Annotated in this window: 11 protein-coding genes; 5 read left to right on the forward strand and 6 right to left on the reverse strand. The window is 35.6% G+C overall.

What is annotated here, in order from left to right; all coding sequences use genetic code 11:
* Nucleotides 1-15 precede the first annotated feature (15 nt).
* Complete coding sequence (locus ACTB0X_RS04030) at nt 16-345, reverse strand: Hpt domain-containing protein (RefSeq protein WP_463023706.1); 330 nt, start codon at nt 343-345, stop codon at nt 16-18.
* A 213-nt stretch (nt 346-558) separates the two neighbouring features.
* Between ACTB0X_RS04030 and ACTB0X_RS04035 the strand changes: the two genes are divergently transcribed.
* The 4 genes from ACTB0X_RS04035 (at nt 559) to ACTB0X_RS04050 (ending at nt 5,555) form a co-directional block, all read left to right on the forward strand.
* Entirely contained in the window at nt 559-975 is a 417-nt protein-coding gene (locus ACTB0X_RS04035) for a RidA family protein (protein WP_463023707.1), read from the forward strand.
* A 162-nt stretch (nt 976-1,137) separates the two neighbouring features.
* Entirely contained in the window at nt 1,138-4,506 is a 3,369-nt protein-coding gene (ileS, locus tag ACTB0X_RS04040) for an isoleucine--tRNA ligase (RefSeq protein ID WP_463023708.1), read from the forward strand.
* Between the two features lies 1 nt (nt 4,507).
* Nucleotides 4,508-4,894, forward strand: coding sequence for a TraR/DksA family transcriptional regulator (locus ACTB0X_RS04045; RefSeq protein ID WP_463023709.1), 387 nt, complete (start codon nt 4,508-4,510; stop codon nt 4,892-4,894).
* A 43-nt stretch (nt 4,895-4,937) separates the two neighbouring features.
* On the forward strand, nt 4,938-5,555 hold the full coding sequence (locus ACTB0X_RS04050; RefSeq protein WP_463023710.1) for a lipoprotein signal peptidase: 618 nt from the start codon (nt 4,938-4,940) through the stop codon (nt 5,553-5,555).
* 73 nt (nt 5,556-5,628) lie between these two features.
* Here ACTB0X_RS04050 and ACTB0X_RS04055 read toward each other — a convergent pair whose 3' ends face one another.
* The 4 genes from ACTB0X_RS04055 to ACTB0X_RS04070 all read right to left on the reverse strand — a co-directional run bounded on the left by ACTB0X_RS04055 (nt 5,629) and on the right by ACTB0X_RS04070 (nt 10,457).
* Nucleotides 5,629-7,242: a T9SS type A sorting domain-containing protein gene (locus tag ACTB0X_RS04055; protein ID WP_463023711.1), complete on the reverse strand. Its 1,614-nt coding sequence runs from the start codon at nt 7,240-7,242 to the stop codon at nt 5,629-5,631.
* Between the two features lie 52 nt (nt 7,243-7,294).
* Nucleotides 7,295-8,833, reverse strand: a complete 1,539-nt coding sequence (locus tag ACTB0X_RS04060) for an outer membrane beta-barrel protein (RefSeq protein ID WP_463023712.1) — start codon at nt 8,831-8,833, stop codon at nt 7,295-7,297.
* A complete protein-coding gene (locus tag ACTB0X_RS04065) occupies nt 8,826-9,365 on the reverse strand; it encodes an RNA polymerase sigma factor (RefSeq protein ID WP_463023713.1) in 540 nt (179 codons plus the stop codon). Before ACTB0X_RS04065 ends, ACTB0X_RS04060 begins: the two co-directional genes overlap by 8 nt.
* A gap of 102 nt (nt 9,366-9,467) precedes the next feature.
* On the reverse strand, nt 9,468-10,457 hold the full coding sequence (locus ACTB0X_RS04070; RefSeq protein WP_463023714.1) for an aspartate-semialdehyde dehydrogenase: 990 nt from the start codon (nt 10,455-10,457) through the stop codon (nt 9,468-9,470).
* 77 nt (nt 10,458-10,534) lie between these two features.
* On the opposite strand from ACTB0X_RS04070, the gene ACTB0X_RS04075 reads away from it, so the two are divergent.
* Nucleotides 10,535-13,147 carry a lamin tail domain-containing protein gene (locus ACTB0X_RS04075; RefSeq protein ID WP_463023715.1) on the forward strand — a complete coding sequence of 871 codons (2,613 nt, stop codon included), beginning with the start codon at nt 10,535-10,537 and terminating at the stop codon, nt 13,145-13,147.
* Between the two features lie 323 nt (nt 13,148-13,470).
* Here the strand turns inward: ACTB0X_RS04075 and ACTB0X_RS04080 are convergent, their stop codons facing one another.
* On the reverse strand, nt 13,471-15,642 hold the full coding sequence (locus ACTB0X_RS04080) for a choice-of-anchor I family protein (RefSeq protein WP_463023716.1): 2,172 nt from the start codon (nt 15,640-15,642) through the stop codon (nt 13,471-13,473).
* Nucleotides 15,643-15,756: the final 114 nt, after the last annotated feature.

Below are 15,756 nucleotides of genomic sequence, written 5' to 3' on the forward strand. Positions count from 1 at the left end.
ATAAAGACGTAAAGTTTATTTGTTTGGTTGCTGGGAAATTGACTTTATGTATACATTTAACTTAGAAATTGCATTCTCAAGATTTTCAATGGCATTTTTGTTGAGGTCCTCAATTGAATTGACTGAAATTTCAAGTGATTTTGCTAAATCCTGCACCTCTAAAGCGCTATAACTACCTGAAGCCCCAATAGTTTTGTGGGATAGCATTTTTACCTCTTTCCAATCATTATTTCCAAACGCGCTTTTAAGAATATTAAAATCTGTGTTGATCTCTTTAATCAATAAGTAAATAAGTTTTTTATAAACTTCAGGACTAATGCTTTTTGGAAGAGTTACTATGTGCATGATTAATCAAATTTAAAATCAAAATTCTCTTCCAATATATCTTCTTGATCCTATGGTTTCCTCAAAATACATTCTACCCCAATTAACCTAAAAATTAGGGTTCTTAGTATTTCTTTCGACGGGCGTGTTTATTTGTAAGCTGAATGCTACTATAGAATTCGAAGTTTACTATTTGAGGTTAGATTATTACCTTTGTTTATCAAAATAAATAGTATGTCTTCAGAAAAATTTGATTCTCATAAAGCACCAGAGCCTGTTGGTGCTTATCCTCACGCCAGAAAAGTGGGTAATTTATTGTTTCTTTCAGGTGTAGGGCCAAGAGAAAGGGGGACTAAAATTATACCAGGGGTGGAACTCGATGAAAACGGAGAAATTCTATCGTATGATATTGAAAAGCAATGTCATTCTGTGTTTAAGAATGTAAGAGCTATCGTAGAAGATTCCGGTGCCTCTTGGGCCGATGTAGTGGATGTAACAGTATTTTTAACCAATATGAAGGCAGATTTTAAAACCTACAACCGAATTTATGCCGAGTACTTTGCTGATAATCAGCCGTGCAGAACTACAGTAGAAATTAAAAGTTTACCAACACCTATTGGTATTGAACTTAAAGTAATTGCTACCATTTAGTAGAATAAGAAAATATTCAATAAAGAGCCTAAACAGCCGATTGAATTACCAATCGGCTGTTTTTTTATCATAAAGTTAAGGCTCAATTTTGATGATTCCCATCTGGTTGAGAATTGTTAAATTTGCGCCCATTAAATTACAGTGAACACGTTATTATTCAACATGAGTAAATACAAAGAATACAAGCAATTAAATTTACCCGAAATAGCTTCGGAAATTTTATCTAAATGGGAAGCGGAGAATACGTTTCAAGAAAGTATTGATTCAAGAGAAGAAGCACCTTCATTTGTATTTTATGAAGGACCTCCCTCTGCTAATGGATTACCTGGTATCCACCACGTAATGGGACGAACTATAAAAGATATTTTTTGTAGATATAAAACTCAAAAGGGCTTTCAAGTTAAACGAAAGGCCGGATGGGATACGCATGGACTGCCTGTAGAGTTAGGCGTTGAAAAGGAATTGGGGATTACCAAGGAAGATATTGGGAGAACCATTTCTGTAGAAGAATACAATCAAAAATGCCGAGAAGCGGTAATGCGATACACTGATGTTTGGAACAATTTGACCAAACAGATGGGGTACTGGGTAGACATGAAAGATCCTTATGTAACCTATGATAACAAATACATTGAGAGTGTTTGGTATTTGCTGTCTAAGTTGTATAAAAAGGGATTGATTTATAAAGGATATACTATTCAACCATACTCTCCTGCGGCAGGAACAGGATTGAGCACACACGAATTAAATCAACCTGGCTGCTATAGGATGGTGAAAGATACTTCTGCTACAGTTCAGTTTAAAGTAATTAATAATCAGCAGTCTGCTTCATTATTTGCAGATGTTCAAGGTGATTTGTTTTTCATTGCTTGGACCACGACTCCTTGGACATTACCTTCCAATACAGCTTTGGGAGTTGGTTCAAAAATCACCTATGTTAAAGTAAAATCGTTTAATAAATACACATTTGAACCAATTACTGTAATCTTAGCTAAAGATTTGTTGAGTAAATGGTTTGCACCAAAAGACGCTGAGCTTAAATTAGAAGACTATAAAGCAGGCGATAAAAAGATCCCATTTGAAGTTGTTGGGGAACTGTTAGGTTCTGAATTGGAGGGGGTTCGTTACGAGCAGTTAATGCCGTATGTACAACCAGAAGATGGCGATGCTTTTAGAGTAATATTAGGTGACTTTGTAACCACAGAGGACGGTACTGGTATTGTCCACTTAGCACCAAGTTATGGTGCTGACGACTTTAGAGTGGCAAAAACCAATGGAATTGGATCTTTGCATTTGGTAGATATGCAGGGCCGATTTTTACCAGAGGTAACTGATTTTGCAGGAGTATATGTAAAAGAGCAATATGAAGATGAAGCAACAAAACCCGATGATTATAAATCGGCTGATGTGCGAATATCTATAAAGTTAAAAGAGCAAAACCGTGCTTTTGATGTGCAAAAATACGAACACAGTTATCCACATTGTTGGAGAACCGATAAGCCAGTTTTGTATTTTCCATTAGACTCTTGGTTCGTGAAAACGACGGCGATGAAGCCTGAATTAATCGCTAACAATAAAACGATCAATTGGAAGCCAGAAAGTACTGGAACAGGTCGTTTTGGGAACTGGTTAGAAAATCTACAAGATTGGAACCTCTCTCGTTCACGTTATTGGGGTATTCCATTGCCAATTTGGAGAACCGAAGATGGCGTAGAAGAAGTTTTGATTGAGTCCGCTGAGGAATTAAAATTAGCTTGTGAAAAAGCAGTTGAAGCAGGGGTTATGAATAAAAACCCGATGGCTGATTTTACTCCTGGTGATTTCTCTAAAGAAAATTACAATTCATTCGATTTTCACCGTCCATTTGTAGATGAGATTATCTTGGTTTCCGAGTCAGGTAAACCAATGAAAAGAGAGTTAGACCTAATTGATGTTTGGTTTGACTCTGGATCTATGCCTTATGCTCAATGGCATTATCCGTTTGAAAATAAAGAGTTAATCGAGCAGAATCAATTCTATCCGGCAGATTTTATTGCCGAAGGTGTTGATCAAACGAGAGGTTGGTTTTTTACATTGCATGCAATTGCCACACTTTGTTTTGATTCTGTAGCTTTTAAAAATGTTGTTTCAAATGGGTTAGTGTTAGATAAAAATGGACAGAAAATGTCCAAACGATTAGGTAATGCGGTAGATCCATTCACGACTTTAGATAAATTTGGTCCTGATGCTACCCGTTGGTATATGATTAGTAACGCTCAGCCTTGGGACAACTTAAAGTTTGATTTGGATGGGATTACGGAAGTTCAACGTAAGTTTTTTGGAACACTTTACAATACTTATAACTTCTTTGCTTTGTATGCCAATATTGATGGATTTACTTATAAAGAAGCTGAGGTTACTTTAGAAGATCGACCAGAAATAGACCGGTGGGTGTTGTCAAAGTTAAACTCTTTGGTTGCAGAAGTTGATGCGCTTTATACAGATTATGAGCCTACAAAAGCTACAAGACAGATCCAAGATTTTGTAACTGAAAACTTGAGTAATTGGTATGTTCGTTTATGCAGAAGACGTTTCTGGAAAGGAGATTATTCTACCGATAAAATATCTGCATACCAAACATTATATACTTGCTTAGAAACTGTTGCTCGTCTGTCTGCACCCGTTGCACCGTTCTTCATGGATCGTTTGTTTAATGATTTAAATGCAATTAGTGGTAAGGATAATAATACATCAGTTCATTTGGCCAAATTTGCAAAAGCAAATGATGACTTGATTGACTTAGACCTAGAGCAGAGAATGGGGATTGCTCAAAAAGTGACTTCCATGATTTTGGCCTTAAGAAAGAAAGAGCAAATCAAAGTTCGCCAGCCTTTACAGCGAATTATGGTTCCGGTATTGGACCCAACTTTTAAGCGACAATTAACTGAAGTACAAGATTTAATTCTTTCTGAAGTAAACGTAAAAGAAATTGAATACCTAGAAGATACTTCAGGAGTATTGGTGAAGCGAATCAAAGCTGACTTTAAAAAATTGGGACCAAAGTTTGGTAAGCAAATGAAGCAGGTGGCGGTTGCAATTGCAGCTATGAACCAAGATGCAATTACTAAACTAGAGAAAGATCAATCGTATACGATTACGATCGATGGGAATGATTTGGCCATTTCAATGGATGATGTAGAGATTTCTACTGATGATATTCCTGGTTGGTTAGTAGCTTCTGAAGGGGCATACACAGTGGCATTAGATATCAACATTTCTGACGAATTAAAACAAGAAGGAATAGCTCGAGAAGTGGTGAATCGCATACAGAACCTTAGAAAAGATGCAGGATTTGAAGTAACTGATAAAATAAGAATCACTGTTAAAAAACATGATGAGTTGGTTGCAGCAATCGAAGCTAATAAACAGTATATTTGTTTGGAAACTTTGGCTGAATCAATTGTGCAGGTCGATGAGTTAGATGATAACCAGCATAAAATAGAGTTTGATAACAACATAGAAACTTTTGTTTCTCTATATAAAATACAATAGTATGAGCGAAGAAAAAACGAGATACTCAGATGCAGAATTAACTGAGTTTAAAGAATTAATTAATGGAAAGTTAAGTGAAGCGAAAGTTGATTTAAAAAATTTAAGAGATACGCTTTCTTACAAAGATGATCATGGAACTGATGATACCTCTCCTTCCTTTAAAATGATGGAAGATGGTTCTGAAACTCTTTCACGTGAAGAGGTTTCACAATTGGCTATTAGACAAGAGAAATTTATTTCCCACTTAGAAAATGCCCTTATCCGCATTGAAAACAAAACGTATGGTTTGTGTAGAGATACTGGTAGGTTAATCCCTAAAGAAAGGTTAAGAGCAGTACCTCACGCCACCCTATCAATAGAAGCAAAAGAAGCTCAAAATAATAGATAAGAATAAAGGGCCACGAGCCCTTTTTCTTTATGCATATTTCTCTATGAAAAGAATTACCAGTTTTCTAACTCACCCTTTATTCATTGTACTTACCATCCTTATTGCCGACCAATGGTCAAAATTCTGGATTAAAACAAACATGTTCCTTGGGGAAGAGTTTTCTGTTTTAGGAGATTGGTTCATTATTCATTTTACTGAGAACAATGGAATGGCCTTTGGAATTGAGTTTGCTGGCGATTATGGAAAGCTCTTTCTGACCCTTTTTCGAATTATTGTGGTTACCGTAATCGGGATCTATTTATTTAGAATGCCAAAGAAAACTACTTCTAAAGGACTTTTGATTACAGGCTCCCTGATATTCGCAGGTGCTGTAGGTAATATAATAGACAGTGTGCTTTATGGGGTTGTGTTCGATGAAAGTTATAACCAAGTAGCTACATTTTTGCCTGAGTCTGGTGGCTATGCACCAATACTTTACGGAAAGGTTGTAGACATGCTTTATTTCCCTTTAATGGAAGGATTTTTCCCAGATTGGTTTCCTATTTGGGGGGGAGAGCACTATTTATTTTTTCGACCTGTTTTTAACATAGCTGACTCTGCAATCACAGTTGGAATAGTTAGCCTGTTATTGTTTCAACGAAAATTTTTTAAGAACCTTTAGTGGAATTGGGTTTTTAGAGAAATCGTTGAGCAGGGCAAACTGTTTTGACAATACTCACATTTAATATTAGATATTACTTCACAATTAATTTCTCACTTTTCGAACTAAAAGGAGTGGAAAGTCTAATGATATATAAACCACTTGATAATTCGCTGTGAGAAATTTGAATTTCACTATCTCCTTTTTGCTTCTCCAATACTTTTACTCCATTTACAGAGTAAATAGATACATTGCTCACTAAATCATCCACGATAATTATGCTTTCATCCGCGCTTAAAGGATTTGGATAAATACCCAAAATAGGATTGTTAGGCTTGGGATTTACTGGTGGAGTAGGTTTACTAAACTCTCCTGAATCGTAAAGTATTTTGATGTCTTTAGCTAAGTTTTTTAATTCAGCCACAGCTTGTGTATTAGTGCCGTCATTTTTACTGTTCTCGGCAAAAATATAAGCAAAATCAATTTCTATAAAATCATTTTGATTAAAACTACTTTGGTGGTGGGCTGCTATAATTCTTCTATCACTTGGTTGATTTGGTATCGCAAAATTATTAGATTCTGTCCAACTCGAAACTGTTTGATGATTTGGGTCACCTGGAAATACAAAGTTAGCGCCTTGATTGGTTGCTCCAGTTGATTTGTAATGTCCATCTCCACCAAATTTTAGATTAGTACCATCTTTAAAAATAGACTGTAAATAATTAAAGTACTGTTCATTCGTTTGCGGAACACCTCTTTCTTCATCATCCAAATCAAAATACATGCTGTTTGAAAGTTTCTTATTTAAAAAAATCATTCCTACAGCAGGTGGCGAATCACCATAAGATGGAATACCTTTTGAAGGGCCATCTTGTGCGTCACCATTGTATGAAAAAACCATATCTAATGCCGAATCAGTGCCGATATAATCATCAGTGGGATCACCTAAATCGAAATCGTTATACATCCCAAAATAGATATTTCTATAATCAAAAGTTGAGCGATTTAGGATCTTTAGGTTTAAAAACATCGTATTGTTGATGCGTTCATCATTAGAATTAAAACCATACAACATTCCATGAATTTCCAATACCAAACCATCATTGCTTGCACCTTGACCAGCATCGTTACAAATGAAGTAAATGGCTTTATCTCCCTTCATATCAGGATAGTCTCCTTTTTCAGGTTCATAAATGGAATTTCCATTTACATCAATAAATGGAGCAAGTATTTCTGCTGTTCCATTTCTCCCATGTGCAGGCCAATTTAGAATTTCGGCTGGAATCTCATAGCTTTTATTTTGAAAACTCTGAATGTGTTTAAGAACTACACTTTTATTAATAATCCAAGTTTTGTTCCAATAGGAAGGATCTGCACCAGTTCTATTTTGCAATAGAATGGGGCCTTGCTTGAAATTATTGATTGTATTATACATTTTGGATAACCTCAAAATGTTAGGTTGATTTGGGATGTTTAAATCAATGTACCCACCAATCCATAAACCTGACATGTAAATGGCGCTTATACCTGAATTTTTTGGAATATCATATCTGGCTTTTTGGTAATGAAAATCATTGAATAACCAGCCGTCTGCATAAACTCTTGTGCTAATGTTACCGACTTCAAACTCCTGATAAGTGGCTTGAGCATACCCCACACCTCCTATAGAACAAAAGAGAGAAAGGATGAGGGCTTTTAGCGGTTTCATTTAAATCAAATTTTCATTGACAACGGTTTGAGGGGTATTAAATTACACAATATTATAATTTAATCCTAATTCCTGTTAAAATTCCAATTGTTTTATTTTTCTCTGAAACGGGTGCACCTTCCAGAGTTACCTTGTTTATGGAGTTTCTGTAAGTTGGTTCTAAAATTAAATTTACGTTCTCTGTTAATTGATACCCAATTCCGGCAGCAACTTCCCAATTCCACAATAATGAGTTTTTATATGGATCCCCATTCGCACCTAACTCAATGGTTTGGTTTTCATCAACTCCAACTATTTCACCATTCCTTTTACTTAAAAATGTTAAGCTGGCTCCTGTTTTCAATTGGAATGAAAATCGATGAAAATCGATTTGATAACCCACTAACAAAGGAACTCCCAAGGAATGATAAACATTGATGTTTGTGTTTGAAGAAATGTCTTTCTCTACTGCAGTGCGCTCTGTGATGTCATAGATAGCTTCTGGTTCGCCAGTTGGACCAACTTTGTATCCTAACAATGTGGAGTCATAAACGGTTTGCTCAGAAATTATTCTATAGCTTTCATATTTCACTTCTTCCCTCAATTGATTATACCTAAACCCAGTTTCAATTAGAATGTTATTGTGAAAATAATAACTCATTGTCAAATGTAAAGAACCACCTACTTTTGAAGCAGTACCACTTTTTCGTTTATTACTGTATTCACTGAATTCTCCATTTTTTACAGAGTAAGTGGTTTGGTGAAATTCTGGCCCAGCCTTAAAAGAAACAAATAAATGATTTTTAAATGTTAACCTTTTTCTAGTTTCAGGTTTATAGTAATTGGAATCCAATAGTAAGAATCGATCTTCTATTGAAGTTAAGTTTGAAATTCCCTTAGAATTTAAAAAGTCAATGTGGTTGTTGGCAATATTAAATTCTTCAAAAAGCACATCTGAAGCTGCATTATTGTTTAAAATAGAAGTAGATGTGTTTCTGTTTAAGAAAGCATTTGTTGAACCATTGATGAGTTGATTAACTTTCAACGCTGTGGTTTTTTCTTTCCTTTTTCTATTATTTTTTGTGATCTGACGATCCGCTAATTTTGAATCTTCAACCTTTTCATTATTAGATTCAATTTCTAATAAGGTTGTTTTATTGTTAGGGTTTCTATGGTTTATAGTTTTAGCAACGATTGTGTTATTGGAATGAATAATAGATTCGGTAGTATGGTTGTTTGGTCCATGGATGGGACTTCCTGCTTGTCTCATTCCATTTATAACTCCACCGCTTGGTTCGTTATAAGCTAGCTGCAGATGACTGCTGGATTTTGATTCAATTTGATTGGATTGAACTTGATTGTTTGAATTTTGTGTAGCCGATTGCTTTTTAGATCCGTCTGTTGCCATTATGATTGAAATTCCTGCAGTTGCGAAAATGAACGTTAAAAACATGAAGTTTTTCCAGTTCAAAGAAATTTGGTTCATTAGTATATGGCCAAAACTCCTTTTCTCCACAATATTATCCCATGCGGATTCTGGTGGAGTTTCTTGATGGTCTTTTAAAACCGATCTAAACAGTTCATCGATATGGTTTCCCTCTTCGTTAAACATTTGCGTCAATATTATATTTTTCTAAAACATTTTGTATCCATTTTCTCGCTTTAGAAAGCTGAGAACGTGAAGTGCTTTCAGTGATTTCAAGCATTTCTCCGATTTCTTTATGACTGTAACCTTCAATGGCATACAAGTTGAAAACAACTTTATAACCTTCAGGCAATTGTTGTATTATTTGCATTAATTCTTTTTCTCCGAGATTGCTGTTGGCCATAGGTTCTGTGGATCCTACTTGGTAATCTTCAATTCCCAATTGTTCTTTTTGGCTACTGGTTTTTCTGTAATAATTTAATGCAGTATTGACCATTATCCGTCGAATCCATCCTTCGAAAGAGCCATTGAAAGAAAATTTAGAAATATTATCGAAAACCTTAATAAACCCATCTTGCATGATGTCTTGAGCCTCCGCTCTATGCTTGGCATAACGCAAACAAACTGCATACATTAGGCCACTAAACTTTTGATAAAGCGCCTTTTGGCAAGCTTTATCTTCGTTTATACAGCCTTTTATGAGTTCTTCTTCTTGCATAATCTACAAAGCGGGTTTAATACAAGACTCCCAAAATGGCAGTTTCGCTGCTTTAAATTAAGAAAATAGAAAAGAAATATTGGAAAAGTTAAATTTTTCTCCCTATACCAAGCCTTGTTTTACCAAATACTCGGCGATTTGAATGGCATTTGTAGCAGCTCCTTTTCTCAAATTATCGGAAACAATCCACATATTTAGTGCATTATCTCTAGTGTCATCACGACGAATTCTTCCAACAAAAACATCGTTTTTATCCTTTGAGTAAAATGGCATAGGATAATTATTCACTTCTGGTTGATCTTGTAAAGTAATTCCTTCCGTTTCTGAAAGTAACTTTCGCACATCAGCTAAATCAAATGGTGCATTCAATTCTACATTTACTGATTCAGAGTGTCCGCCCATTACAGGAACACGGACTGCAGTAGCTGTTACTTTTATGCTATCGTCAGCTAAAATTTTATTCGTTTCCATCATCAACTTCATTTCTTCTTTAGTGTAGCCGTTTTCCAAAAACACATCGCAATGTGGAATACAGTTTTGGTGAATTTGGTAGGGATAAGCCATCTCTCCTTTTATTCCGGCACTTTCATTGGCCAGTTGATTTACTGCTTTAACACCTGTACCAGTAATGGATTGATAGGTAGAAACAATCACTCGCTTTACACCGTATTTTTTATTTAATGGGTTCAACGCCATCACCATTTGAATGGTAGAGCAGTTCGGGTTGGCAATAATTTTATCGGTAGCTCTTAAAGACCATGCATTAATTTCTGGAACAATTAATTTCTTATCTGGATCCATTCTCCAAGCAGAAGAGTTGTCAATAACAGTAGTTCCTATTGCTGCAAATTTTGGAGCAAACTCCAATGAAACATCCCCGCCTGCTGAGAAAATAGCAATGTTTGGCTGAGCAGCAATGGCTTCTTTCATCGAATGGATTCGGTAGTCTTTTCCATTAAATGATAAGGTATTTCCAACCGATTTCTCAGAAGCAACTGGAATTAATTCAGTTAATGGGAAATTTCTTTCAGCCAATAACTTTAGCATTACTGTTCCTACAAGACCTGTTGCACCTACTACTGCTACTTTCATTTGAATTCGATTTAATGTTAACATCACTCTTAAAGGACACAAAAATACTATATTTACCTTCTAGAGAAATTATAATTATGAGAATTCAATTTAGTCTTTCGATCCTTTTATTCCTTGCTTTTTCAACCCTTTCAAAAGCACAGTTTTCAGATGATTTTACAGATGGAAATTTTACCGCTAATCCCGCCTGGATTGGTCAAACAACCAAGTTTGAGGTAACTCCTCAGAACCAACTTCGATTAAATGATGGAACGGCTACGAGTCCTGCTTATTTGAGCACGGCTTCTCCAGCGGTTTATAATGCAAGCTGGGAGTTTTATGTAAAGTTAGACTTCGATCCTTCTACTTCCAATTATGCTAAAGTTGCTTTGATGTCAACTAGCCTAGATTTGACAGCTGCATTTAATGGGTATTATGTCAAAATTGGCGGAGCGACTGGGACGGTTGATGATGTTTCTTTGTATCGTCAAGATGGTTCTGGTTCAACAAAAATTATTGATGGAATTGATGGAAGTGCAGCTACTAGTCCTGAATTGAAAATAAAAGTAACCAGAGACAGTATTGGGAATTGGGAGTTGTTTGTTGACGCTACTTCTACTGGCTCCTCTTATGTTTCTGAAGGAACAGTTTTAGATGCTACTCATACACAGTCTTCATTCTTTGGTGTTCATTGTATTTATACTTCTACTCGATCAGACAAATTTTACTTTGATGATTTTGTGGTAACAGGAATAGCTTTTCAGGATAATATCAAACCAACAGTTTCAAACGTTACCGTTAATTCAGCAACGGAATTAGAGATTAAGTTTTCAGAGTTTGTAGAGGTAGCTACTGCTGTAAATATTAATAATTACACTGTCGATGGTGGAATCGGAAATCCTCAAATGGCAGCTATTGATATGGTAGACAGCTCAAAAGTACTATTGACTTTTTCTACACCGTTTACTAATGGCAATAATTACAATCTAACCATTAATAATGTGGAAGATAGAGCATCCAATGTAATCAATCAATCAACTACTAACTTCTTGTATTTCATACCTGGCACTGCTTCTTATCGAGATGTCGTTATCAATGAATTATTTCCTGATCCTTCTCCTGTTGTAGGATTACCAGAAAAAGAATTTATTGAACTATTCAATACATCCAATGAGGCATTTGATTTAAATAACTGGACGATATCTGATGGTTCAAGTACAGCTAATTTATCAACCAAAATCTTAGCTCCAAATGAGTATATAATTATTTGCGCCACTGCTGATGTTGCACTTTTTCAATCTTTCGGTAATGTGATGGGTGTGTCATCTTTCCCTACTTTGAATAACTCAGGAGATTTCATGACACTAAAAGACAACAATGGCGTAATTATCGATCAAGTGAATTACACCGATGAATGGTACAATGATGCGACAAAAAAGTCTGGCGGATACACATTGGAGCAAATCAATCCGTCTGCTATTTGTGGTGGAAGATTTAACTGGTCGGCTTCAAATGATGCGTTGGGTGGAACTCCTGGCGCACAAAATAGTGTATTTAGTAATGTCGTTGATCAAACTGGTCCTGAATTGTTGAATGTATTTATCATCTCATCTGACACCATTGTTTTAGAGTTCAACGAGACCCTAGATAGCTCATCTGTTTTATTGGCAAATTATTTGTTTGATCAAGGAAGTTCGGTCAACTTTCTTTCGAATGTTCCACCGTTATATCAAAGAATCTTGATCGGTTTGAATCAACCATTGCAACCAGGAGTGATAGAGAAAATTACTATTACAGGACTTACAGATTGTTCAGGTAATTTGATAGGTAATGTGAACTCCAAAACATTTTCGCTTCCCGAACAACCACAAGCTGGAGATATTATTTTAAATGAGGTGCTGTTTAATCCTCGTTCCGGAGGTGTAGATTTTGTTGAAGTTTATAACAACAGCCAAAAAGCAATTAGTTTGCTAGGGTGGAAATTGGCCAATAGAGATAGCGTAGATTTTACAAATATAAAAGAGATAAGTGCGGAATCTTATGTGATGTTACCCGGAGAGTATACCGTTTTAACAGTTGACCCTGGAAACATAAAAAAGGAATATCCTCTGAGTTTCTCTGATCGATTCTTAGAAATGAGTTCTCTTCCAACAATGAACGACACTGAAGGCAATATTTATTTACTGATCAATGATTCATTGGTGTCCGACTTCTTTCTGTACAATGACGACATGCATTTGGCACTTTTGACTGATTTAAATGGTATTTCATTGGAACGAATCAGCTTTGACAGACCAACCAATGAAGAGGGAACTTGGCACTCGGCTTCTTCTAGTGTAGGGTATGCTACACCGACCTATAAGAATTCACAGTATTTCGGAATGGAAAATTCGACTTCTAAAGTTTCAATTACACCTGAAGTTTTTTCGCCTGACAATGATGGTTTTGAAGACTTGATTAGCTTCAACTATCAGTTTGATCATCCAAATTACATTGTAACCTTAAACATCTACGATGCAAAAGGAAGACTAGTTAAAAATTTAGCAAATAACAAAGTGGTTGGAGCCTCCGGAAACTTCATTTGGGATGGAATTAACGACAATAACTCAAAGGCTGCCATTGGTACTTATGTTCTAATATTTGAGGCTTTTACCGAAAAGGGCGATACTGAGAAATTCAAAAAGACGTTTGTGTTGGGAGGGAGATTGTAGTTAATTATTTACAAAAGATGAAAAGGAATATTGTAATTAATTTATCTTTTATTCTTGGAACAATCCTATAATAAATTATTGGTTTATAGGTTGTTGATTTGGCTATTAAGTTTAAATTACATTGGATAACTTGTTTACTTTCGGCGTGTGTTGGATTTGTCATTGGGTTCATATTACCACCAGTCTTGACTGCCAAATTATACGACAAGATTAATACACTTCAATGATTATTTATTACGGAGAGGATCAATCAAAAAAGGCCTTAAGCATTTCTGCTTAAGACCTCTTTTTCACACTAACTTAACTAACTATTTAACTATTTTCTAATTCTTGATCAACTTTTGGCTTTCACCTTTAGTTGTTTTTATGATGTACATTCCTTCAGTTAATGAAGAGATGTCAATGTTATTGGTGTTGTTAAAACGAGCAACTTCTTTTCCAATCATATTGAAAATTGATCCTGTTGCCACTTTATTCATGTTGATTGTGTTTCCATTTGTTGGGTTTGGATAGATGCTCAATTCGATTCCTTTTATTCCATTTTCAATTAATGAAGTAGTAAAAGAAAGACTATAGATAGATACATTACCACTAATTTCATTAGAAGCAACCAATAAATCTAATCCATTTGGAGAAACACTTGCGGGGATAAAGAAAAGTCCTTCAGGACCTAAATCTCCTGCAGCAGAATCAGTCGCTACAGCTGAGAAATCTCTGTTCAAGAAATACTGCTCAAATGTTGGAGCACTTACATTGCTCACATCATAAACCATTATTCCACCCATTCTTTCTAATCCAATAAACGCATATTGCTTTCCTCTAATTTCTTCCACAATGATTGATTCAGGCTCTGCACCTTTATCGTCGCTTCTTTTATCAAACGAATTGTTGTCGTCATTGTTAGAGTTGAAATTAGCAGCATGATTAGCGGCGATATAGCTTTCAAAATCATCTCCACTGTCATAAACTAATGCACCAGAAGTAGAGAAGATAGAGAAAGATCGTGCTCCATATGCATATATTTCATCAAAATCGCCATCATTGTCGATATCACCCATGGTGTTGGTAATGTTCAAACGACCAAGGCTGTCTTGGTCTTGTAAACCTGCATAGTTTGGAAAAACTAAGGTATCAAGGTTTAAATCTTTCACTCTATCTTCTTCTGAAAAACCATTGTAATCTCTAGAATCACCTTCATTCGCAGTAAAAATATAGAAGTTACCACCAATTACATGACCGTCGATTGCATCTGGCATGTACATTCCTTTTACAGGATAGTTTCTCATATTGATAACACCATCTTTATCACTTGCATCAAGTGTATTGCCAACTGCTGACCAATCTTTGTAACCCAAAGGCATTATTTCAACAGCAGTTGCATTAGCAAGGTCAATTTTTACAATCGCATTGTTTTCTTGACAGCTTACGTATGCAAAAGCATTGTTTTGATCAACTGTAATGTATTCTGGCTCTAAGTCCATTGCTACAGTAGCATTTGGTCCAAATACACGTACATCTTTCGAAATGGTTCTTACCTCTACGTCATCAAAATAGAAACTTCCGCCTACTCTGTTGTACATATTGAAACGAACATAATGTGGTAAATTAGATCCTACATTGTAATTGAATTTTCTGTAGACAGAATCTACAACATCGCCTGTATTATTTCCGTCTGCAATTATGGTATCGATGGCTGTCCAAACGATGCTATCTTGAGAAACCTCAATAGCCGTTTGCCAATCTGCACCTGCACTAGATATTTTAGCAAAAAAGGTTAAACCTTGAACAGCAGAATACTTTCCAGTTCTGATAATGTCACCAGTAGTATTTAGACCTGCTTTTCCATTTCCTGAATTAGCATTACTTGTGTTGAAGTATCCTCCTGCATTTAACCAGCCTGCTGGCATGCCTGATTCTAAACTATCCACTACATTATTATAAGAAGTAAAAGAAACATTAGAAACGGTTGCTTGAGCTACTCCAGCGCTAATATCAATAATACTTACTGATCCTTCTGGATCTATAGTGTAATCATCGTTTGGTTCACCTTCATTCGCTACAATCACTTTATTGCCATCAGGTGTAAAAAGCAACATGTCTGGCAAAGCGCCAACTGCTACATCATTTAAATAAACTCCCGCTGCATCAAAAAATACAACCTTTCCGTTAGCTTGCTTATTGGTATCTTCTACTGCTGCTGCTAAAACACCATTTTTAAATGCTACACTATTTGCTGAAGCTCCATAAGGAGTTAGGTTTATTGTATTCTGTAGTATTGGTAATGCTGGGTTGCTAATGTCTAATACTTGAATACTTGAGTTGGATGCATTCACAAAGAATAATCGTTGTGTTGTGGTATCATAAGCAGTTATTTCAGCAGCTCCATCATCGAAAACCCCCGTATTATAACTTCCGATTGCGTTGATTTGAAAGCTCTGAGCATAAACTCCTGCAGCTAATAAAATACCTGAAAATAAGGTAATTGTTTTTTTCATCTCTTTTAGTTTAATATTTAACTACAAAGCTATCTAACGACTAGTTTAATGGTTTTAGGCTTACATTATGGATTAATTAATCAATCTTTAACCAGGTGAAATTTAAGTTAAGAG

Source organism: Acidiluteibacter sp. (assembly GCF_055129545.1).